Consider the following 20,666-nt stretch of genomic DNA (forward strand, 5'->3'; position numbering starts at 1 on the left):
GTCTTTTACGTCCCAGGAATGCCGGCAGGCAGCCGGCCGGTCGGAATGTTACGAAACCTATATCATGCCGATTGCAGGGCCTGCCACACGGCGACGGCCTGCACCGTCGCGGCCACGTCATGCACGCGCAGGATATGCGCCCCCTGCCCCAGCGTATAAAGGGCCGCCGCGATGGAACCGGCGACCCGGTCCCTGGGTGCCTCCCCCCTCGACAGGCCGGCAATGAAGCGCTTGCGGCTGACCCCGATCAGGATCGGGCAGCCCAGCCCGTGCAGCACGCCGGTACGGGACAGCAGGTCAATATTGTGCGTCAGATCCTTGCCGAATCCGATGCCAGGATCGATGGCGATTCTCTCCCGCCCGATACCGGCGGCAACCGCTGCCGCGATCCGGGCTGCCAGCCAGTCGAACACCTCGGCCGTGACATCATGGTAACGGGGGGCATCCTGCATGGTCTGCGGCTCGCCCTGGATGTGCATCAGCACCACCGGCAGGCCCGTGGCCGCCGCGACTTCCGCGCTGTCGGGGTCCCCCGTCAGGGCCGTGACATCATTGATGATCCTGGCGCCGGCCACCGCCGCCGCCTTCATCACGGCGGCATGGCGCGTATCGATGGAGATGACGGCGCCCTCCGCCGCCAGCGCCCGGATGACGGGCACGACCCTTGCGATCTCCACCGCCACAGGCACGGGGGCCGCGCCGGGCCGGGTCGATTCGCCCCCGACATCCAGGATATCGGCCCCTTCCGCCCGCAACCGCCGCCCATGGGCAATGGCAGCCTCGGTACTGTCATGGTCGCCACCGTCGGAAAAGCTGTCGGGCGTGACATTGACGATACCCATGATGATGGGCCGCGACAGGTCGAACCCGGCCCAGGGCGCGCGGGCGGCGATCAAGGGATGGTGGGGGGGAAGCAACGCGGCCGGGGCAAGACCTGCATCGGTCTGCACCTGCGCGAACACCAGCGGCCCCCCGGCCAGAAGGCGAGCCTGACCAGAGGTCAGGGCGGCGCGGGCAGCGGGACCGGACAGGATGGCAAGCGGACGGTGCATGAGGTCTCATCCATAATGCGATGATGCGCAACGCGATGATGTGCAAACACAAACCCCCGGCGCGGGGCTGCGCCGGGGGTTTGCTCAATCAATGCCGTGCAGCCTGTTTCAAACGCCGGGTTGCGGCTCCGGTTCGATCCCGTCCTTGCCGGCGGTCGGGACAGAGGCGCGACGGCCGGGGGTCTTGGGCGGCTCCGGCGTCTGGGGACGCGGGGCCGGCGGGTCGCTGCGCACGATCTGCTCGCCGCGCAGGATGGCCTTCACCTCCTCGCCCGACAAGGTCTCGAACTCCAGCAAGGCCTCGGAAACCTTGTGCAAATCGTCCAGATGCTCGGTCAGCAGCTTGCGGGCCAGGGTCTCCCCCTCCTCGATCAGGCGACGGATCTCCTCATCGATCAACTGCGAGGTCGCCTCCGACACATTCTGCTGCTGCGCCACGGAATGCCCCAGGAAAACCTCCTGCTCATTGGCATTGTAGCGCACGCGGCCCAGCTTGTCGGACATGCCATATTCGGCAACCATGGCGCGGGCCCAACGGGTGGCCTGCTGGATGTCGCTGGCGGCGCCCGTGGTCACATTCTCCTGTCCGAAGATGATCTCCTCCGCCACACGGCCGCCGAACAGCACGGCCAGACGCGATTCCATCTCCCGCTTGGTGTAGTTGGTGCGATCACGCTCCGGCAGGTTCATGGTCACACCCAGCGCACGGCCGCGCGGAATGATGGTGACCTTGTGCAGCGGGTCATATTCCGGCACCCACAGGGACACCAGCGCATGCCCGGCCTCGTGATAGGCGGTCAGCTTGCGCTCCTTCTCGGTCATGACCATGGAACGGCGCTCCGCCCCCATCATGACCTTGTCCTTGGCGGCTTCGAAGTCGGCCATGCCGACGACGCGCTTGCCGGCACGGGCCGCCAGCAGGGCCGCCTCATTGACCAGATTGGCCAGATCGGCGCCGGAGAAGCCGGGCGTGCCGCGGGCGATGACCTTAGGATCGACATCGGGCGCCAGCGGCACCTTGCGCATGTGGACCTTCACGATCTTCTCGCGGCCCAGCACATCGGGATTGGGCACGACAACCTGACGATCGAAACGGCCGGGGCGCAGAAGGGCGGGGTCCAGCACGTCGGGACGGTTGGTGGCGGCGATCAGGATCACGCCCTCATTCGCCTCGAACCCATCCATCTCGACCAGAAGCTGGTTCAGCGTCTGTTCCCGCTCGTCATTGCCGCCGCCCAGGCCGGCACCGCGATGGCGGCCGACAGCGTCGATTTCGTCGATGAAGATGATGCAGGGCGCGTTCTTCTTGCCCTGCTCGAACATGTCGCGCACCCGGCTGGCACCGACACCCACGAACATTTCCACGAAGTCGGAACCGGAGATGGTGAAGAACGGCACGTTCGCCTCACCGGCCACGGCGCGGGCGGTCAGCGTCTTGCCCGTGCCCGGCGGCCCGACCAGCAGCACGCCCTTGGGAATCTTGCCACCCAGGCGCTGGAATTTCTGCGGGTCCTTCAGGAAGTCCACGACCTCCTCAAGCTCCTGCTTGGCCTCGTCGATACCCGCGACATCGTCGAAGGTGACGCGACCCACCTTCTCGGTCAGCAGGCGGGCGCGGGACTTGCCGAACCCCATGGCCTTGCCACCGCCGGACTGCATCTGACGCATGAAGAAAATCCACACGCCGATCAGCAGCAGCATGGGGAACCAGCTCAGCAGGATGCTGAACAGGGTGGGGCTGTTATCCTCGGCCACCACGGACACGCGGACATTCTTGTCCACCAGCCGATCGGCGACATTCGACCCCGGCGGGGCCGTCGTCGTGAAGGACCGGCCGTCGCTGGTCGTGCCCGAAAGCTGGTCGCCCTTGATGGTCACGGCCGTCACGGCACCGCGATCCACCTCGGCCAACAGGTCGCTATAGGCCAAGCCCGACTGCGTGGAACGGTTGGATGATGTCTGGAACAGGTTGAACAGGGCGATCAACAGCACCCCGATCACCAGCCACAGCGCCAAATTCTTACCGAAATTATTCACAGCCCAGACCTTTCATCGACCGCACCCCCGATGCTCCATACGATCATCCCGGCGGGGTGGCCCAGTGGGGTGACGCGGTCGGACAGGGGGAACTTCCTCCATTAGATAATGTCATCCACGGCGGTGACAACAGCGAACCGTGCGGGAACCCCCTCAACCAATACCAATGGCACCACACGCACCCGCGGATCGACCATGCCGGTAGTCCGATAGGCCATATGGGGTATGGCCCGCAGCCGGTCGCCGGTCAGGATGGCCGGCAAGCTCGCCCGCACCATGGCCGGCGGCGCCATGGCAGCCATGCCGGGCCGATCAGCCAATGCCTGCCGCCACAGGGCGTCCGTCAACGGCTGTACCGTGAAGCGCTCAAATACCTCAACCGAAAGGCTGAATTGGCCATCCCAATGGATCGGCGGCCCGCCCCCCGTCAACGCCAGCGGCGCCGGCAGGTTCCGGGCCTCGCGCACCAGATGCCACCCGTCGGGCACAGGCACAAGCCTGCACCCGCCCAATGTACGCCCCCCGCCGGGGCCCTGCCGCATTTCCGCCGCCAGGGACGTCACGGCGGCCGGTGGCGGGGCATAGACGGCCCCGCCCACGGCGCGCAGCAGGGTTGCAAGCAACGGCACCAGATCATCCCCGGCACGGCCGGGAAGGGAACGGTCAATCATGGCCCAGCCTTCGGGCAGAAAACGCACCGTGGCGGCCAGCATATCCGCCGCACGGTCATCAGCGGCCGCACGGTGCCGGCCCGCAGCGCGGGCCGCGTCAGCATCCGCCGGGCCGGCGGCGCGCAACAGCCGGAGCCGCGCGCGCGCGAAGGCCGGATTGCGATTGGACGGGTCCTCCAGCCAATCCTGACCCAGGGCGCGGCAGGTGGCGGTCAGCCGAGCCTTGGCAACGGGCAAGAGTGGCCGGATAAGCCGCAGCCGCGGCAATTCCCGGATCGCGGGCATACCGGCCAACCCGGCCGCGCCGCTGCCCCGCTCGACCCGCAGGCGATAGGTCTCCGCCTGATCGTCGGCATGATGCGCCAGGGCCAGATGCAGGCAGCCCGCAGCGGCCGCCGCCTCGGCCAACAGCCGCAGACGGGCCTGCCTGGCGGCGTGCTGAATGCCGGCAGAGGGTTTGGGGCCCGACCAGGACAACAGGCGGTGCGCGATGCCATGCCCGGCCATCCAGCCTGCGACCCTGGCCGCCTCCCCGGCGCTCTCCGCCCGCAGGCCGTGATCCACGGTCAACGCCAGAAGGCGACCGCCGCGGGCGGCCAGCCATTGCCGCAAGAGCAGCGCCAGGGCCATGCTGTCGGCACCGCCGGAAACGCCGACAGCGATATGAGGGGCCGACTCGAACGGCCCCAAGGTCCGCATCAGCCGGTCGAAAGCGACCGGTCCGACAGGGTCCTCTACCGGCATTTCAGGCGGTTCTTTTCCATGTCGGCGCGACGCTTGATGGTGGCCGGCGCGTCCTTGTACTTCTCCCCCAGCTCGCGCAGGGCGGTGCAGGCATCATCATTGGCCTTCATCGCCGACAGCGACAGGGCCAGCTTCAGCAGACTGTCCGGCGCCTTGTTGCCGCGGGGATATTTCTGATAACCCTCGGCGAAGGCAATGGCGGCGGGCTGGTATTGGCCGCGGACATAAAGCGTTTCGGCCAGCCAGTATTGGGCATTGCCGGCCAGCGTGCTGCTGCTGTTGGCCTGCAGGAACGCACGGAACGCCGCTTCCGCGCCGGCATAGTCGGCCTGGCGGAGCAGGTTGAAGGCGAAATCATACTGTTCCTGCGCCGTGCCGGATGGCAGCGTCTGGGACGGCGGCGGCGCTGCCGCCTCGGCCGGGACCACCGGCACCCCCGGCGAGGGCCCCGCCACCCCTTCCGCCACCGGCGCACCGGCGCCCGGCGAACCCGCCTGCCCCTTTTCCAACTGGTTGAGCCGGAATTCGATATCGGTCTGCATGCGGGTGAGTTGTTCCCGCAACTGGGACACCTGATAGGTGGCCTCCTCGTAGCGGCCGGTCAGGGTCTGGATCTCCGATTCCAGCCGTTGCAGGCGGACCTCGAACCCGGCCGCCACGTTGCCGGCCATGGGTGCGCCGCCCGCCGCCTGTCCGGCCGGTGCGCTTCCACCCCGATAGACCTGCCGGTTCAGGGTCTGGACCTCATTCTCCAGCCGCTGAAGGCGATTGAGCATCTCCCGCGTGTCGGACTGCCCTGCGGCCGGCACGGAACCGGCGATGGCGGCCAGTGCGACGGCCGCGATGGTAAGGCGGCGGCGCAGGAAGGAATGACGGGGGCGCAGGTGGCTTGTCATCGAATACCAGCGGTTGGAGCGGAGATATCGGGCGACCCTACCGCTTCGGAAGGGCGGGCGGAAGTATCCAACGCCGATGGGGCGTATTTGTGGCCTCGCCGACCCTCCCCTTCGACACAACCGGGAAATGAAAAGTGCCGGAATCGAAAAACGCCGCCCGGCGGGCCGGGCGGCGTCTCTTCATCACGTCGGTCCCTGGTGACAGGGTCCGCGCCGGATCAGTTGATCACGGTCACGCCACGACGGTTCTGGGTCCAGGCGGCCTCGTTGGAACCTTCCACGGCCGGACGCTCCTTGCCATAGGAGATGGTCTGGACGCGGGCGGCATCAACGCCCAGCGCGGTCAGGTACTTCTTGACCGAGGCGGCGCGGCGGTCGCCCAGGGCCAGGTTGTACTCGCGCGTGCCGCGCTCGTCGGCGTGGCCTTCAACGGTCACGGTGACGGCCGGATACTGCTTCAGCCAGGCGGCCTGACGATCCAGGGTGGCGGTCGCTTCCGGCGTCAGGTCGAACTTGTCGAAGCCGAAGAAGACGCGGTCGCCGACATTCTGGATGAAATCTTCGGCGGAGCCCGGAGCGGGGCCCGACGGAGCGGCCGGCGGCGGCGCGGGCGGCGGCGCAACGGTGCCGCCGGTGGTGGCCTGAGCCTCCTGCTGAGGCTTGCTGCTGCAAGCGGTGGCCAGCAGGGCGACCGCAACGAGGGTGATGATCTTGAAGCGCATTTGAGACCCCCTAAGGTGGAACGCGAGTTCGATTGAAGGTTACGGTGATTTGCCCCACGAACGACGGGTACCACAGCCGGTCGCCGATTTGACACGATCTTTGAGTGACCGGCGGATATTGAGCGTCGTTCTTGCGTTGCGAAATTAGTGTGGCCCTCTCATGGAATCAAGGGTGACCATGCCGGGTCGGAAGCGTCGGTGGGCGTCAAGACCTGCCGTTCATTAGACCCAGTCAAGTCAATTGAGTATAGCTTGGCCTGACGCTGCCTGCCTGCCTGTCCGGAAGGACGTTCCTTGAAGAACATAAGCACACGGCCATTGGGAGCCCAAGTAGGTCCTTCGACATGGAATGCCTCTGTCAAAAGGCGTTCACCCGACCCATCCGGCCGAATGACTCCGATATAGAACTTATCGCCGAACAATCGTGTGAAGGCGATCAGATCGCCACGGGGCGACCAGACCGGGGTACCGTAACGGCCTTGACCGAAAGTAATTCGCTTCACGTCGCTGCCATCAGCATTCATCGTGTAAAGCTGTTGTGTACCGCCACGGTCGCTTTCAAACACAATTTTAGTGCCGTCCGGAGAATAAGACGGGGCCGTGTCAATACCGGGATGATTCGTCAACTGTTGCTGACGACGTGTGCGCAGGTCCAATGTGTAGATATCCGTATTGCCGCCGGAAGCCAGCGACATGATGACCTTGTTCCCGTCAGGGGAAAAACGGGGAGCAAATGTCATGCCGGGAAAATCGCCCAGCACTTCCTGACGACCGGTATCAATATTGAACAAATACACCCGAGGCCTGTTGTTGAAGTAGCTCAGGTATGTAATTTCCTGGGTGCTCGGAGAAAAACGGGGGGTGAGCACGAGCACGCGGCCGTCGGTCAGGAACCGGTGATTCTGACCATCCTGATCCATGATGGCGAGTTGCTTGACCCGCTGAAGCGCCGGGCCAGACTCGGCGATATAGACGATGCGGGTGTCGAAATAGCCCTCTTCCCCCGTCACGCGCTTGTAAATCGCGTCGGAAATGATGTGGGCGACACGCCGCCAGCCATCCGCTTGGACGGTATAGGCCAAACCGGTTACCTGCTGGCCGGCCGTAACATCGAACAGGCGGAATTCGATTCGCGTCCGCCCGTCAGCCGCCTGGGTCACGGTGCCCGTCACCAACCCCTGCGCCTGGATCAGCCGCCAGTCGGCAAAACGCACGCCCGTGCGCAGCGACTCCGGTGTCTGCACGAAGCGCGACGGCTCCAGCGGACGGAACAGACCCGAGCGTTCCAGGTTGGCGGAAATGACGCCGGCGATGTTTTGGCCCAGTTGCTGGGCGCCGGGATTGTCGCCTGCGAAATTCGTGATGGCGACGGGTATCGGCTGCGGATTGCCAGACGTGATGTCGATTTCAAGTTCGGCGCGGGCCGGCGCGGCAAGACCGACGGCGAACACCGTCGCCACCAGGGCGACGAACCGGCCGACGGTGCGCCAGCCCGTGGACATAAGCGCGTTGGCGTGCATCAGAACATATCCTTCGGGCTGAACTTCATCAGGATGGACCCTTTGTCCGCATATTTTTCGCGGGGGATGTTCAACGTATTACATCCGGGCAAAAGCGGCGCACGTAAGGCGGATTCCACGAAGGCCCGGAAATGCGGGTCGGTATTGGGGTTCCCCGTTCCCGATACATACTGGACATTTGTGACGCGCAGGTCACGGTCGAACAAGACCCGGATTTCCGCCTGCATCGCTTCGATCCCCTTGGCCCCAACCGGCACGTTCCAGCAATTGCGGATCTGGCGGCGCAGCGCGTCCTCCTCGCTGATGGAAAGGCGCTCGCCGGTGCGTCCGGCCAGCGGCGCGGGTTGCGGCGCAGGTTCGCGCGGCGCTTCGCGCGACGGCGTGTCCGGCTGCTGCCGCGTCAGGTTTTGAAGCACGCTGTCGAGGCTGCGCTTCGGCTCCTCCTTCTTCGGCTCCGGTTTGGGATCGGGCTTTTTCGGCTCAGGCTTGGGCGGTTCCGGCTTCTTCGGCTCCGGTGGCTTGGGCTTCGGCGGTTCGGGCTTGGGTTCGGGCTTCGGCTCCGGCTTCGGCTCGGGTTTCGGGGGCTCCGGCTCGGGCGGCTGCTCGGCCACCTGCTTGGGGGGCTCCGGCACCTGCACGGGTGGCGGAGGCGGGGACGGCGTCCGGGCCTGGGCCGGTGGTTCGGGAGGTTGGGGCCGCGGTGGCGTGGGTGAGGGCCTGGGCTGTGGCGGCTGTGGTCGCTCGATGGGTTCGGCCAGCCGGGCGATGGTCATCGGCCCCACTTCCACCACATCGACGGGAACCTCCTGCAGCAGCACGACCTCCCGCTCCTTCACCAGGTGCGGAAGGCCGATCAGCGCCAGGAGAATCAGCGCCACATGAAGAAGGCCGGAGAGGATCAGGGTCGTCCGCATGGTGCGATCGGCTGCCCCTATCTGCCACGGCCGTCGGATTCGATGACCAGCTTGGCCTCCGACAGACCCGCGCGCCGGGCTTCGCTCAGCACATCGACAATGCTGGCATAGGTCGCCTCACGGTCGCCGCGCACCAGCACCTTGCGGTCTGGCGTCTGCTCGGCCACCACGGCAAGGCGCGGCGCCAGTTCCTCCAGCCCGAACATCTCGTTATCGAAAACCTTCTTGTCCTTGAAGGAAATGCGGCCATCGGCGGTCACCGTGACCCAGAGCGGGTCCTCCTCCGACTGGAGAGCTTGGGCCGCCCCCTTGGGCAGGTTGACGGGAATGCCGGCGGTCAGCAGCGGGGCCGCGACCATGAACACGATCAGCAACACCAGCATGACATCCACGAAGGGCGTCACATTGATGTCGGACATGGCGGCGCGGCGCGACCGGCGTCGCCCGCGTCCTGCCTGCTTGCCGGAAAGGCTTGCCCCCATGGTCAGCCCCGCTCTTCGAGATGCCGCTGAAGAATTGCGGAGAATTCTGTCACAAATGAGTCCAGACGGTCACCGAACCGGCCGATCTCCGACGAGAAATAATTGTAGGCCAGCACGGCGGGAATGGCCGCGACCAGGCCGATGGCCGTCGCGAACAGCGCCTCCGCAATACCCGGCGCCACAACGGCCAGCGAAGTGTTCTGCTGGGCAGCGATGTTGGTGAAGGCACCCATGATGCCCCATACCGTGCCGAACAGGCCCACGAACGGCCCCGCCGACCCGACGGAGGCCAGCACGGTCAGATAGCGCTCGATATCGGCCATCTCGCGTCCCACCGTCACAGACATGACGCGCTCGATGCGCTGGGCCAGGTTGGCACGCATGGCCCCCGATGTGGCCAGGCCGCGTTCATTGGCATGCCGCCATTCCCGCATGCCGGCCGCGAACACGGCGGAAAACGGTTCCGACGGAGTGGTCGCCACCTTGTCATAGAGCTGGTCCAGCGAGCCGCCGGACCAGAAATGCTCCTCGAAATCGGCCGCCGCCGCCTTCAACCGGCGCAGCTTCGCCGCCTTGTTGAAGATGATGGCCCAGGTCCAGATCGAGGCGCCGAGCAGGCCCAGCATCACCAGCTTCACGACGATGTCGGCCTGCAGGAACAGGCCCAGCGTCGTCAATTCATGGGCCGGGACAGCACCGCCGAGCGCGGTGGCTTGCAATAGGGTGGGAAACATCTGTTTCAGTCCTGACCTTGCCGTGACAATCCATTCTCCACCACCGCCCGCTCCGCAGGCGGCAGGCCATTCTCCACCACCGCCCGCTCCGCAGGCGGCAGGCCATTCTTCAGCACCACCCGCAAGGCGGACGGCAGACGGACCGGTCGGCCCTGGACATTGATAGCCGCCAGGCACAGGTTGATCCTGACCAGCGGCTGTGCGCCCGTCTCTGCCGCAACCCCACCCCAGGCCAGTCCCTCGCTGCGCAGCACATCCTGTTCGATATCGACTGTCGCGGCACCGATATCGACAATCCGCGTCAGGACTTCAAGCGCGTCATCGAGGCGGGCCGGCTGCCGGAAGTCGATGCTGCAACGGCGTACCGCCAAAGCCACACCCGTGTCCGCCACCATGGCTGCATGCGGGAAGCCGGCCAGGCGCAGCATCTCGTTGCGGGCCCGTTCGGCAAAGCGCAGATAATTGGCGTGATAGACGATGCCGCCGGCGTCGGTATCCTCGTAATAGACCCGCACCGGGTATATATGGGTGGCGCCCTCCCACCAGCCGGGGGATGGCCGGGTGCTGTCAGGCATTCGCATCCCCGTCGAACAGGTCACCCACAGGCGCGCTCCCCTTGCCGGCCACCCCCAGGCCGCCCAGCAGGTCGAACTGCCGCGCCGGGGTCGCCGGAACAGGCAGGCCCAGATAGCGATAGCCCGTATCCGTGAGCATGCGCCCGCGCGGTGTGCGCTGCAACAATCCTTGCTGGATCAGATAGGGCTCAATCGTCTCCTCCAGCACGTCGCGCTGCTCGCCCAATGCCGCGCCCAGCGTCTCCACCCCCACCGGTCCGCCGCCATAATGGTCGGCGATACAGGAAAGATAGCGGCGGTCCATGGCATCGAAGCCCAGGCGGTCCACCTCAAGCCGCGTCAGCGCCCGGTCGGCGGCTGCGGCATCGACGATATCCACCCCCTGCACACCACAGATGTCCCGCACGCGGCGCAACAGGCGGCCGGCCACGCGCGGCGTGCCACGGGACCGGCGCGCCACTTCCAGCGCGCCTTCATCCGTCATCTCCACGCCCAGGATGCGGGCGCCCCGGCTGACGATCAGTTGCAGTTCCTCCGGCTCGTAGAACTGCATGCGCAGCGGGATGCCGAACCGTTCGCGCAGGGGTCGCGTGATCAGGCCCGAGCGCGTGGTGGCCCCCACCAGGGTGAAGGGGGGAAGGTCGATGCGCACGCTGCGCGCCGCCGGCCCCTCTCCGATGATCAGGTCGAGCTGGAAATCCTCCATGGCGGGATAAAGGATTTCCTCCACAGCCGGCGACAGGCGATGGATCTCATCGATGAACAGCACGTCATGTGGCTGAAGATTGGTCAGCAACGCGGCCAGATCTCCCGCCCGCGCGATGACGGGGCCGGAGGTGGCGCGGAAGCCGACATTCAGTTCCTTTGCCACGATCTGGGCCAGCGTCGTCTTGCCCAGGCCCGGCGGCCCGAACAGCAGCACATGGTCCAGCGCCTCCCCCCGGCCGCGCGCGGCCTGGATGAACAGGGAAAGATTCTCCCGCACCTGTCGCTGCCCGATGAACTCACCCAGCGACAGCGGGCGGATCGAATTCTCCGTACTGGCGTCACCGCCGATGCGGTCCTGCTCCACCATGCGCTCCGGCCGCGATGGCGGCGGAGCCTCGGGCTTGGGCTTGCGGCTCACTGGCTGAGTTCCTTCAGGCCCGCACGGATCAGGGCGGATACATCGGCGCCGCCACCCAGACCCTGGGCCGCCTTGTTCACGGCCGTGAAGGCCTCGATCCGCTTGTATCCCAGATTGACCAGGGCCGACACCGCGTCACCGACATTGCTGCTGGGCGCAGCAGCCTGTGCCACTGCGCTGGAAACCGCACCCGCCGCCACGGGCGTGGTGGCAAGCGAGGCGACCTTATCCTTCAATTCGTTCAAAATTCGGGCAGCCAGCTTCGGGCCCACACCATCGGCCTCGCACAAGGTTGTTTTATCCTGCGCGGCAATCGCGGATGTCAGCCGGTCGGGCGCCAATACAGACAAGATATTCAGCGCCACCCGCGCCCCCACCCCCTGCACCGTCGTCAGGAGCCGGAACCAGTCCCGCTCCGAAATGTCGGCAAAGCCGTAAAGCGCCATCTTGTCTTCCGACACCCACATTTCCGTATGCACGGAAACGGCATTGCCGGTGCTGCCCAGCCGGCGCAGGGTGCGGGTGGATGCGGAGATGAGATAGCCCACCCCGCCGACATCGATGATGGCCCAATCCAGGCCCGTGCTGTCCAACAGCCCGGACAGTTTCGCGATCATTGGTTCACTCCGGCCTCGGGCACCAGCAGGGGGTGGCGCCACGATGATGTCGGTATGGATGAAATCCCGGCCCTTGAACAGCAGGGTAGCATTCAGGATGCTGGCCCGGGCCCAGGCGGCGCAGAGGTGGGAAGGACGATCCGCATCTTAACCGGGTGTCCCGCCTGCGGGGATTTCATATGGAGTGCCATGGGATGGCCCTTTCTTCCTGCAGGGAAAGAATTCTACACCATATGAACAAAACGGCAACGCATTAAGTCCCGGTGATCGCAACCGATCACCGGTCTCAATCGCCGGCGCCCCACCCGTGGGCTTGGCGACGCCGCATGGGCGGCGCCGGACTAGGTCCCGGTGAGTTGCTCTCACCGGGACCTGATATACCGCGCCCCTCAGAGAATCCCGGGAGAGATCTCACATTTTCCTTCATTTTCAGAGGATTAAACAAGAGATTTCGAGGATTCTCTGGTCATTTGGGTATATTACCGTTTAATCCCCAGGATGGCGTTGTCCACCTTGCGCCGCGTCTGGGCGTGGTGGGCATGGCAGATGGCCACTGCCAGCGCATCGGCGGCATCGGCCGTGGAGCGTTGAAAGCCCGGCAGCAGCATCTTCACCATATGCTGCACCTGGACCTTGTCGGCATGGCCCGTGCCGACCACGGATTTCTTGACCGCCATGGGCAGGTACTGCTCCACCGGCAGCCCGGCCTTGGCCGCGCTGAACAGGGCGATGCCCCGCGCCATGCCGAGCTTCAGGGTGGAAGACGGGTTGACATTGGACAACGTTTCTTCCACCGCGGCCTCATCCGGCTGCCACTGCCCGATGACGGCCGCGATCCCCTCATGCAGTTCCAGCAGCCTTGTGGCCAGATCGTCGCCGCTGTCGGTATGGATGGTGCCATCGGCCACATGGCTCAACCGGTTGCCGGCGGCATCGATGATGCCCCAGCCCATATGCCGCAAGCCGGGGTCGAGCCCCAGGATGCGCACAGGCGCCTGTCCCGCCATGTCACCATCCCCAAAATGCCGGACGGCTATTCAGCCGCCATCGGGGTGGAGGGCTATCAAGCCGGCCTCCCACCCCGCCGGTCAGCCCAGCTTTTCCAACAGATCGGCCGGAATGTCGAAATTGCCCAGCACCGTCTGGACGTCGTCATTATCCTCAAGAACGTCCAGCAGCTTCAGCAGCGTCTGGGCCGTATCCTCCGCCGCGACAGGGACCAGATTCATCGGTGTCCAGGTCAGCTTGGCGCTTTCCGGCGCACCGAAGCGGGCTTCCAGCGCGTCGCGGACCTCCCCCAGCGTGTCGGTGCCGGTGATAATGGAATGGCCATGCTCGTCGGACTGCACATCCTCCGCCCCCGCCTCGATCGCGGCTTCCAGCATGTCGTCGGCAGAGGCCACGGCGGCGGGATAGCTCACCTGGCCGATGCGGTTGAACATAAAGGACACCGAATTGGTCTCCCCCAGCGAACCGCCATGCTTGGTGAAGGCCGAGCGCACTTCCGAGGCCGTGCGGTTGCGATTGTCGGTCAGCGCTTCCACGATCAGGGCGACACCGCCGGGGCCGTAACCCTCGTACCTTACCTCGTCGTAATTAGTGTCGTCGCCGCCGCCGGGCTGGCCCTGCTTGATGGCGCGGTCGATGCGGTCCTTGGGCAGGTTCTGGGCGCGGGCGGCCTGGATGGCGGCGCGCAGGCGCGGGTTCATGGCCGGGTCGGGCAGGCCCGACTTGGCGGCCACGGTGATTTCACGCGCCAGCTTGTTGAAGATTTTGGACCGCTTGGCGTCCTGTGCGCCTTTGCGGTGCATGATGTTCTTGAATTGGCTATGACCGGCCATGGGACGCCTTGCGAGTGTATCGTTCGGATATATGGGCAGAAACTGCGGCTTGATACCATATCTTGGGCCGCTTGGGCACCCTTTGCAGGTGCAGGCCCGGCCATGCGGGCATGCGCAGGCGATAGGCGGCGGAGCCGCGATCCGCGATCAGCCCAGGATGTTGTACCCACCATCGATATAGGGAAGCGATCCCGTGATGGCCCGTGCGGCGTCACTGGCCAGGAAGGCAGCATAGGCGCCCACATCGTCGATGGTGACCTGCTGCCGGATGGGGGCGCGTTCGGCTGCGCGGGCCAGCAATTCGTCGAACCGGTCGATGCCGCTGGCCGCCCTTGTTTTCAGCGGCCCGGGCGACAGGCTGTGGACCCGGATGCCCTTCTGGCCAAGCTCGGCCGCCATGTAGCGCGTCGTCGCCTCCAGCGCCGCCTTGACCGGACCCATCAGGTTGTAATGTTCGACAACCTTTTCGGAACCGTAGAAGCTGACATTCATCAGACAGCCGCCCTGCCTCATCAGCGGCTCAGCCAGCCTGGCCATCCGGATGAAGGAATGGACCGATACGTCCATGGCCGTCAGGAAGCCGTCGCGCGAGCAATCCACAACACGGGCGTGCAGATCATCACGCGGGGCAAAGGCGATGGAATGCAGCAGGAAGTCCAGTTGCCCCCAATCCGCCGCGATGCGGTCGAACACCGCTTCCAACTGCCCGGGCTCGCGTACATCGCAGGGAAGGATCAGGCCAGCGCCCAGCCCCTCCGCCAGGGGCCGGACATGTGGTTCGGCCTTGGCATTCAGATAGGTGACCGCCAGTTCCGCCCCCTGCTGGCGCAAGGCACGGGCGCAGCCATAGGCGATGCTGTCACCATTGGCGACACCGACGACAAGACCGCGCTTGCCGGAAAGATCGAACAGAGCCATCACCCCCACCATACCGCAATGCACAAGGCTGCCAGGGTGCGGCGGAAGCCGGCGGGGATCAAGCCGTTATGCAACGGCAAGCATGATTGCGGCATGATCACGTGTTGATGGCCCGGACGGACATCCCGCCATCCAGGCCATCACCGGTCCGGATCAGTCGCGGAAATTATTGTACTGCAACGGCTGCTCGATCTTCAGCCCCTTGACCAGCGCGATGGCGGCCTGCAGGTCGTCCAGCTTCTTGCCGGTGACGCGCAGTTCATCGCCCTGGATGGCCGTCTGGACCTTCATCTTGCTATCCTTGACAGCCTTCACGATCTGCTTGGCCAGCGCCTGGTCGATCCCCTGCTTGATCTTCACGGTCTGGCGCAGGGTGCCGCCGGCGGCATTTTCCTCCTTGCCCCAGTCAAGGCAGCCGGGATCCAGCTTGCGGCGCACGAAATAGCCTTTCAGCATTTCCTGAAGCTGCGCCAGCTTGGTGGCATCCTCCGTATGGATGTGGATTTCGTTCTCCTTCTCCTTCAGATCCAGGGTCGATTTCGACCCTTTGAAGTCGAAGCGGGTCTGCAACTCGCGCAGGACACCCTGAACGGCATTATTGACTTCGGCGATATCGGTCTTGGAGACAATGTCAAAGGAAGGCATGGGTGGAAGAATTCCCGTTACGGTCAGTGATGCGTTCGGCACGAGACCGAGACTAGCATCAGCCGGCGTGGCACGTCACCCCCCGCCCACTTCCCGCCCCTTATACCGCGGCGGATCAGCCCTTCGGGATGGCTGCCATCTTGGTGCCGGCCACCGGCGCCTTGTCGCCGCCAGGGCCCTGTTCACCGGCCGAAAGCGCCGCGACCAGGAAAAGGCCGGCCAGTACCAGGGCCTGAAGGACCATGGCGGCCCGGTGCCTGGATCGGTTTGCATTGCGCATCATCGGCCTCCCTCGCTTCCATGGCTGGTCCCAGGTACCGCCCCGATACCCGTTCTGCACTCCAATATATAAGCGACTCTATAACATCGGAACATTTAAGTTGTGACGGGTCGGTTTCGACCCCGTAACAACCTGTATCTGTTGCACGAATGGCACATGCGACGGCTGTCGCCGGGTGCTTTGCCCTTTGATGCGCGGGGTGCGGGTGCTAGATGTGCAGAAGAGCCCCGCCGGGGTACGGATGCCGGGAAAAGTGATGACCAAGCCACATTTCGACAGTGACGCCGCCACCCTGCTGGACGACCTGATCCAGCGCGCCCGCCGCGCCGGCGCGGAGGCGGCCGATGCCCTTCTGGTCGATGGCGCCGCACTTTCCCTGTCGACCCGGCTGGGCAAACCGGAAGGGCTGGAACGGTCGGAAGGCGGGGATCTGGGCCTGCGCGTGTTCGTGGGCAGGCGGATGGCCGTTGTCTCCTCCACCGACCGCAATCCGCGCATGCTCCAGGAACTGGCGGACCGCGCCGTGGCCATGGCCCGCGCCGTGCCGGAGGACCCGTTCTGTGGCATCGCCGATCCCGATGCGGTAACCCATGAATGGAAGGACCTGGACCTTCACGATCCGTCGGAACCAACGGCGGAAGCCCTGATCGAGGCGGCCCGCGCCACGGAGGATGCGGCCCGCGCGGTGCCGGGCGTCACCAATTCCGACGGCGCCGATGCAAGCTGGAGCCGGAGCGCCGTCACGCTGGTCGCCAGCAACGGCTTTGCCGGCGGCTATGGCGTGACGCGGCATGCGCTTTCCGTGTCCGTGCTGGCCGGTGGGGGCACGGGCATGGAGCGCGATTACGATTATCACGCCACCGTCTATGGCAGCGACCTGGAGAGCCCGGGGGTAATCGGCCTGCGCGCGGGCGAGAAGGTCGTCGCCAAGCTCAATCCCCGCAAGGTCAGGAGTCAGACCGTCCCCGTGGTCTTCGATCCACGCCTGTCCGGTGGACTGGTTGCCAGCCTGCTCGGCGCCATATCGGGCGCCGCCATCGCACGCGGAACCAGCTTCTTGAAAGATCGACTGGGTCAGGCGGTCTTCGCCCCCGGCATCCGGATCGTGGAAGACCCGCATGTCCCGCGGGGGCTGCGGTCGAAGCCCTTTGACGCGGAGGGACTGCCCAACCACCGCCGCGACCTGATTGATGATGGCATGTTGACCACCTGGCTGCTGGACCTGCGTTCCAGCCGCCAACTGGGGCTGGTGCCGACAGGACACGCGGCACGTGGCACCGGTGGCCCGCCGGCCCCCAGCCCCACCAATGTCTTCCTGAGCCCCGGCACCCTGTCACCGCGTGCATTGATGGCCGATATCAGCCAGGGGCTGTATGTCACGTCCCTGATGGGCCAGGGGGTCAATGGGGTGACGGGTGACTATTCCCGCGGTGCCGCGGGCTTCTGGATCGAGAACGGGGTCATCACCCATCCGGTGAGCGAGATCACCATCGCCGGCAATCTGAAGGACATGTTCCGGCGGCTGGTACCGGCCAGCGATCTTGAACTGCGCTACGGCATCGACGCCCCGACCATCCGGATCGATGGCATGACCGTGGCCGGCACCTGACCACGGACCATCATCGCCACAACCCATCCAACAGGGAAGTGCCTCCCTTTTGCAGAAGCGAAGACGCCCGGCATGCAGGGCCGGGCGTCTTTACTTATCCGAGGCTTTTTATTTGAAGCGGTCAGCCTGTGCTTCGGGAGTACCACTGCTTTTCCGTCACAGGCGAAATCAATGCTTCACCCGCACCCGGTTATCCAGAGGGTTATTCAGGCCGGAAACCCGTGCGGGCAGCCAGAATGGCAATCTGGGTGCGATTGCGCGCGCCCAGCTTCTGCATCATGGCCCGCACATGCACCTTGACCGTCCCCTCCAACACGCCCAGGCGCCGCGCGATCTCCTTGTTGGAGCAGCCTGACAGCAGCAGCTTGAAAATGTCACGCTGGCGATTGGTCAGGCGCGCGACATTGGCCTGTTCCAACCCGTCTTCCATGACCGGCATCGGATTGACCGGCGCCAGCAAGGCATAAGGCATCTGAACATAGCCCTCCCGCGTCAGGGCCAGACCGACCGCTTCGGCCAGAACCGCACTGGGGTCGCTTTTCAGCAGGCAGGCGGCAGCGCCCGCCGTCAGCAATGTCCTGGTCTCCGCCGCGGAGAACGAGGAAGACATGACAACAGCCGGCACACCCTGCAGCCGCGACAGGAAATCGGCCACAGCCACCATGCGATCCGGGCCCAAGCCGTCAGCATCCAGCAGTACCACATCCGGGACGCTGGCTCCCGCCGCCAGAAGCGAAAGCGCCTCTGCCAGGGTTCCCGCCTGCCAGGTCTGCGCCCCTTCATAAAGCGACGACAGGGTCAGGGCCAGACCGTGCCGCACCAATGCCTGGGGATCCACGACAAGGAAGGAACGCCGCCGTGCCAGCGCCGCCAGTTCCCCGCCATTATGCGTCGCGGAACGGGAATGCCCTTCCGACGAAATGACGCGCAACGTGTTGCCGGCACGGCGAACGGCGATGGTCATCGTGACCTCCTGCGGCGGGCATCGGACCCGCGTGATTAAAACTCCATTCATATTCATACGGATTAAGTCTAATCGCAACCTCGTTCTGGTAAGAAGGGGAAGAATCTGTTTATATTATTCTTAATATCAGGGTTATTACGAATTTGGTTCGAATTTCGAAGTATCTAACCTTGGTCATTACTTAAAATTCGACCTATATCCACTGCATTTTAATTAAAATGTGAACAATAGGCCGAAACGGCTTGGAATCTTGGGAAAAACTCCCATCGGATGCGCGGCGCTTCGGGATCGGCGGCGGTGGGGCAGGCTTGATCGAAGAGGAAGAGGGCGATGACATCCGGCTCGGTAATGCTTGTGGACCATGACCAGCTTTTCAGCGCGGCGCTCGCCGCTCTCCTGGAAGAGGAGGGCATGGCCGTGACATCACCCCTGCCCTCTTTGCAGGCCGCGGCGGTGGCGCTGGAGGATGGGGAAGGCCCGACCCTGATCATCGCGGATCCGGCCGGACTGGACCGGCAGGAGGAGGCGGAGCCACTGGCCCGGCTGCGGTCATTGGCGCCCGACGCCCGACTTCTGGTGCTCAGTTCCGACCTTTCGCCCAACGCCTTGGGCCGCAGTGTGGCGGCCGGCGCGCATGGTCATGTGTCAAAAGGGGCTTCCTTCAACGCCGTGCTGCGGGCCGTCAAGCTGATCCAGATGGGTCAGGCCGTCTATCCCGCCATGGCCGCACAGGCAATGGGCCAGGCCCCAATGCCTGCCACGCCGGTCGCAGATGTCGCTGGCAATGGCGAAGGGGCGGATCTGTCGCCCCGCGAAACCCAGATCTTGGCCTGCGTGATCAGCGGACATTCCAACAAGGCCATCGCCCGCCGGCTATCCATCACCGAATCAACGGTCAAGATGCATTTCAAGAATGCGATGCGGAAGATCAATGCCGGCAACCGCACCCAGGCGGCGATCTGGGCCATGGAACATGGCATCGCCCCCATGGCGTAGGGGAGCCGTCGCGACACCCACCCAACGACAAGGGCCGCCATGCTTTCCGCGTGGCGGCCCTCTTTCCAATCCGGTTTTCCCCCGCCGGCCAGCGCCGGCGGGGGATGGACCGGTCAGGGGAACAGGATGACGGCGCGGCGATTCGACGGCTCGCGCACGCCATCGGCGGTCGGGACCAGCAGATCCAATTCACCCTTTGCTTCCACGGCGATCTGATTGGCCGGCAGGCCCTGGCTGATCAGATATTCACGCACAGCCTCGGCGCGACGCTGCGACAGCTTCATGTTGTAGTCGGCCGGGCCAGAGGTGTCGGCATGGCCGGCGATGCTGATCGCCACGATCTTGCCCGCCTGCGCGTCGCGGGCGACGTTCTGCAGAACCTGCTGCGCATCGGCGCTCAGCACGGAACGATCCCAGTCGAAGAAGACCGTGAAGTTGCGGCTGATGGCCGGGGGCGGCGGGGGCGGCGGCGGGGGCGGCGGCGGCGGGGGCGGCGGGGGCGCAACCGTCGTCGTGGCCGGAACCGGCTTGGCCGGGGCGGCACCGAACACGGCGCGGACACCAACCAGCACGCTGTGCGAGTTGTAATCGGTCTTGTAGTTCGGCGTCTCCTTGTTGAACTTCACGTCATCGATCGCCAGGTAACGATAACCGAAGGTCAAGTCCAGGTTGCTGGCCAGGGCATAGGAAACGCCGGCCGTCAACTGGTAGGCGAAATTATTTTCCTTGCTGTTGGAATAATTGCCGGCAGCAAAGATCGGGCCGACATCATCGGTATCAACCCAGCCCCAGCCCAGACCAGCGCCAACATAGGGGCGGAAGGCGGAGCCCGTGGCGAATTCTTTTTCCACCACGCCCATCAGGGTGAAGGTGGTGGTGTCACCGATGGCGGCACCGGCCGGACCACCGCTGATTCCGTCCAGCTCGTGAATGTTGTAGCCGCCTTCGACACCCAGGCGCAGGCCGTCACCGAACTGATAGCCGGCGGACAGGGTGGCCGTCACAGCCTCGTTATAGTCGATCTTGTTGGTTGCGGTCGCCGACTTGAAATCGGCATCCTGCAGCCAGTTGACGCCGACCTGGGAGCCGATATAGGGCCCCTCCGGAAGGCTCTGCGCCGTAGCGGTCACGGGCAATACGAGCGCAAGCGCAGTACCCATCAGCAAATGGTGCAGTTTCATCATTCATTCTCCTTAAGGGGGCCCTCGGACAACCGTCTTGAAGTCGACCCCCCGACGGGGGTCTTCCTGACGGTGTCGTCTTTCTGTCACGGGTGCGCCGGACGTATCCAAGCGTGCCCCGGTCACATTACGCTTACAGAAA

General features: G+C 65.0%; 21 protein-coding genes. 2 read left to right on the plus strand and 19 right to left on the minus strand.

What is annotated here, in order from left to right:
- Positions 1-62: 62 nt before the first annotated feature.
- The 17 genes from folP to ABC728_RS24350 all read right to left on the minus strand — a co-directional run bounded on the left by folP (position 63) and on the right by ABC728_RS24350 (position 15,738).
- Entirely contained in the window at positions 63-1,052 is a 990-nt protein-coding gene (folP, locus tag ABC728_RS24270) for a dihydropteroate synthase (protein WP_416620142.1), read from the minus strand.
- A 108-nt stretch (positions 1,053-1,160) separates the two neighbouring features.
- Positions 1,161-3,089 carry an ATP-dependent zinc metalloprotease FtsH gene (gene ftsH, locus ABC728_RS24275; protein ID WP_416620141.1) on the minus strand — a complete coding sequence of 643 codons (1,929 nt, stop codon included), beginning with the start codon at positions 3,087-3,089 and terminating at the stop codon, positions 1,161-1,163.
- Positions 3,090-3,190: 101 nt separating this feature from the next.
- Positions 3,191-4,504 carry a tRNA lysidine(34) synthetase TilS gene (gene tilS, locus ABC728_RS24280; RefSeq protein WP_445376525.1) on the minus strand — a complete coding sequence of 438 codons (1,314 nt, stop codon included), beginning with the start codon at positions 4,502-4,504 and terminating at the stop codon, positions 3,191-3,193.
- Complete coding sequence (gene ybgF, locus ABC728_RS24285; protein ID WP_416620139.1) at positions 4,495-5,400, minus strand: tol-pal system protein YbgF; 906 nt, start codon at positions 5,398-5,400, stop codon at positions 4,495-4,497. Before ybgF ends, tilS begins: the two co-directional genes overlap by 10 nt.
- A gap of 218 nt (positions 5,401-5,618) precedes the next feature.
- Positions 5,619-6,122: a peptidoglycan-associated lipoprotein Pal gene (pal, locus tag ABC728_RS24290; RefSeq protein WP_416620138.1), complete on the minus strand. Its 504-nt coding sequence runs from the start codon at positions 6,120-6,122 to the stop codon at positions 5,619-5,621.
- Positions 6,123-6,280: 158 nt separating this feature from the next.
- Complete coding sequence (gene tolB, locus ABC728_RS24295) at positions 6,281-7,624, minus strand: Tol-Pal system beta propeller repeat protein TolB (RefSeq protein ID WP_416620167.1); 1,344 nt, start codon at positions 7,622-7,624, stop codon at positions 6,281-6,283.
- A 17-nt stretch (positions 7,625-7,641) separates the two neighbouring features.
- Positions 7,642-8,253 (minus strand): TonB C-terminal domain-containing protein, encoded by a 612-nt coding sequence (locus tag ABC728_RS24300; protein ID WP_445376526.1) that lies wholly within the window; start codon positions 8,251-8,253, stop codon positions 7,642-7,644.
- A 320-nt stretch (positions 8,254-8,573) separates the two neighbouring features.
- Positions 8,574-9,038 carry an ExbD/TolR family protein gene (locus ABC728_RS24305; protein ID WP_416620136.1) on the minus strand — a complete coding sequence of 155 codons (465 nt, stop codon included), beginning with the start codon at positions 9,036-9,038 and terminating at the stop codon, positions 8,574-8,576.
- Positions 9,039-9,040: 2 nt separating this feature from the next.
- Positions 9,041-9,772, minus strand: a complete 732-nt coding sequence (gene tolQ, locus ABC728_RS24310; RefSeq protein ID WP_416620135.1) for a protein TolQ — start codon at positions 9,770-9,772, stop codon at positions 9,041-9,043.
- Between the two features lie 5 nt (positions 9,773-9,777).
- Complete coding sequence (locus ABC728_RS24315; RefSeq protein WP_416620134.1) at positions 9,778-10,347, minus strand: YbgC/FadM family acyl-CoA thioesterase; 570 nt, start codon at positions 10,345-10,347, stop codon at positions 9,778-9,780.
- A complete protein-coding gene (gene ruvB / locus ABC728_RS24320) occupies positions 10,340-11,422 on the minus strand; it encodes a Holliday junction branch migration DNA helicase RuvB (RefSeq protein WP_416620166.1) in 1,083 nt (360 codons plus the stop codon). The genes ABC728_RS24315 and ruvB overlap by 8 nt, the downstream gene beginning before the upstream one ends.
- 47 nt (positions 11,423-11,469) lie before the next feature.
- On the minus strand, positions 11,470-12,090 hold the full coding sequence (gene ruvA, locus ABC728_RS24325) for a Holliday junction branch migration protein RuvA (RefSeq protein WP_416620133.1): 621 nt from the start codon (positions 12,088-12,090) through the stop codon (positions 11,470-11,472).
- Between the two features lie 479 nt (positions 12,091-12,569).
- Entirely contained in the window at positions 12,570-13,097 is a 528-nt protein-coding gene (ruvC, locus tag ABC728_RS24330; RefSeq protein WP_416620132.1) for a crossover junction endodeoxyribonuclease RuvC, read from the minus strand.
- An 81-nt stretch (positions 13,098-13,178) separates the two neighbouring features.
- Complete coding sequence (locus ABC728_RS24335) at positions 13,179-13,931, minus strand: YebC/PmpR family DNA-binding transcriptional regulator (protein ID WP_416620131.1); 753 nt, start codon at positions 13,929-13,931, stop codon at positions 13,179-13,181.
- 147 nt (positions 13,932-14,078) lie between these two features.
- Positions 14,079-14,849, minus strand: a complete 771-nt coding sequence (gene fabI / locus ABC728_RS24340; protein WP_416620130.1) for an enoyl-ACP reductase FabI — start codon at positions 14,847-14,849, stop codon at positions 14,079-14,081.
- A 153-nt stretch (positions 14,850-15,002) separates the two neighbouring features.
- On the minus strand, positions 15,003-15,494 hold the full coding sequence (locus ABC728_RS24345) for a YajQ family cyclic di-GMP-binding protein (protein WP_416620129.1): 492 nt from the start codon (positions 15,492-15,494) through the stop codon (positions 15,003-15,005).
- 115 nt (positions 15,495-15,609) lie between these two features.
- Positions 15,610-15,738, minus strand: a complete 129-nt coding sequence (locus ABC728_RS24350; RefSeq protein WP_416620128.1) for a hypothetical protein — start codon at positions 15,736-15,738, stop codon at positions 15,610-15,612.
- Positions 15,739-16,030: 292 nt separating this feature from the next.
- Here ABC728_RS24350 and ABC728_RS24355 point away from each other — a divergent pair, with 292 nt between their 5' ends.
- The gene (locus tag ABC728_RS24355; RefSeq protein ID WP_416620127.1) at positions 16,031-17,383 is read left to right on the plus strand and encodes a TldD/PmbA family protein; all 1,353 of its coding nucleotides are present in this window, start codon (positions 16,031-16,033) and stop codon (positions 17,381-17,383) included.
- A 202-nt stretch (positions 17,384-17,585) separates the two neighbouring features.
- Here ABC728_RS24355 and ABC728_RS24360 read toward each other — a convergent pair whose 3' ends face one another.
- Positions 17,586-18,347, minus strand: coding sequence for a response regulator transcription factor (locus tag ABC728_RS24360; protein WP_416620126.1), 762 nt, complete (start codon positions 18,345-18,347; stop codon positions 17,586-17,588).
- A gap of 330 nt (positions 18,348-18,677) precedes the next feature.
- Between ABC728_RS24360 and ABC728_RS24365 the strand changes: the two genes are divergently transcribed.
- Positions 18,678-19,343: a LuxR C-terminal-related transcriptional regulator gene (locus tag ABC728_RS24365; RefSeq protein ID WP_416620125.1), complete on the plus strand. Its 666-nt coding sequence runs from the start codon at positions 18,678-18,680 to the stop codon at positions 19,341-19,343.
- A gap of 113 nt (positions 19,344-19,456) precedes the next feature.
- On the opposite strand, the gene ABC728_RS24370 is transcribed toward ABC728_RS24365, so the two are convergent.
- Positions 19,457-20,527: an OmpA family protein gene (locus tag ABC728_RS24370; RefSeq protein ID WP_445376527.1), complete on the minus strand. Its 1,071-nt coding sequence runs from the start codon at positions 20,525-20,527 to the stop codon at positions 19,457-19,459.
- Positions 20,528-20,666: the final 139 nt, after the last annotated feature.

It is taken from the genome of Niveispirillum fermenti (assembly GCF_052474395.1).

Bases quoted from the DNA above. Each gene is read 5' to 3' on its own strand.
- ABC728_RS24335 (WP_416620131.1), bottom strand. From the start codon at position 13,931: ATGGCCGGTCATAGCCAATTCAAGAACATCATGCACCGCAAAGGCGCA.
- ABC728_RS24370 (WP_445376527.1), bottom strand. From the start codon at position 20,527: ATGATGAAACTGCACCATTTGCTGATGGGTACTGCGCTTGCGCTCGTA.
- folP (WP_416620142.1), bottom strand. From the start codon at position 1,052: ATGCACCGTCCGCTTGCCATCCTGTCCGGTCCCGCTGCCCGCGCCGCC.
- ABC728_RS24305 (WP_416620136.1), bottom strand. From the start codon at position 9,038: ATGGGGGCAAGCCTTTCCGGCAAGCAGGCAGGACGCGGGCGACGCCGG.
- ruvC (WP_416620132.1), bottom strand. From the start codon at position 13,097: ATGGCGGGACAGGCGCCTGTGCGCATCCTGGGGCTCGACCCCGGCTTG.
- ABC728_RS24315 (WP_416620134.1), bottom strand. From the start codon at position 10,347: ATGCCTGACAGCACCCGGCCATCCCCCGGCTGGTGGGAGGGCGCCACC.
- ABC728_RS24355 (WP_416620127.1), top strand. From the start codon at position 16,031: ATGACCAAGCCACATTTCGACAGTGACGCCGCCACCCTGCTGGACGAC.
- ruvB (WP_416620166.1), bottom strand. From the start codon at position 11,422: ATGGTGGAGCAGGACCGCATCGGCGGTGACGCCAGTACGGAGAATTCG.
- fabI (WP_416620130.1), bottom strand. From the start codon at position 14,849: ATGGCTCTGTTCGATCTTTCCGGCAAGCGCGGTCTTGTCGTCGGTGTC.
- tolQ (WP_416620135.1), bottom strand. From the start codon at position 9,772: ATGTTTCCCACCCTATTGCAAGCCACCGCGCTCGGCGGTGCTGTCCCG.
- pal (WP_416620138.1), bottom strand. From the start codon at position 6,122: ATGCGCTTCAAGATCATCACCCTCGTTGCGGTCGCCCTGCTGGCCACC.
- ybgF (WP_416620139.1), bottom strand. From the start codon at position 5,400: ATGACAAGCCACCTGCGCCCCCGTCATTCCTTCCTGCGCCGCCGCCTT.
- ruvA (WP_416620133.1), bottom strand. From the start codon at position 12,090: ATGATCGCGAAACTGTCCGGGCTGTTGGACAGCACGGGCCTGGATTGG.
- tilS (WP_445376525.1), bottom strand. From the start codon at position 4,504: ATGCCGGTAGAGGACCCTGTCGGACCGGTCGCTTTCGACCGGCTGATG.
- ABC728_RS24360 (WP_416620126.1), bottom strand. From the start codon at position 18,347: ATGACCATCGCCGTTCGCCGTGCCGGCAACACGTTGCGCGTCATTTCG.
- ABC728_RS24350 (WP_416620128.1), bottom strand. From the start codon at position 15,738: ATGGTCCTTCAGGCCCTGGTACTGGCCGGCCTTTTCCTGGTCGCGGCG.
- ABC728_RS24345 (WP_416620129.1), bottom strand. From the start codon at position 15,494: ATGCCTTCCTTTGACATTGTCTCCAAGACCGATATCGCCGAAGTCAAT.
- ABC728_RS24365 (WP_416620125.1), top strand. From the start codon at position 18,678: ATGACATCCGGCTCGGTAATGCTTGTGGACCATGACCAGCTTTTCAGC.
- tolB (WP_416620167.1), bottom strand. From the start codon at position 7,624: ATGTCCACGGGCTGGCGCACCGTCGGCCGGTTCGTCGCCCTGGTGGCG.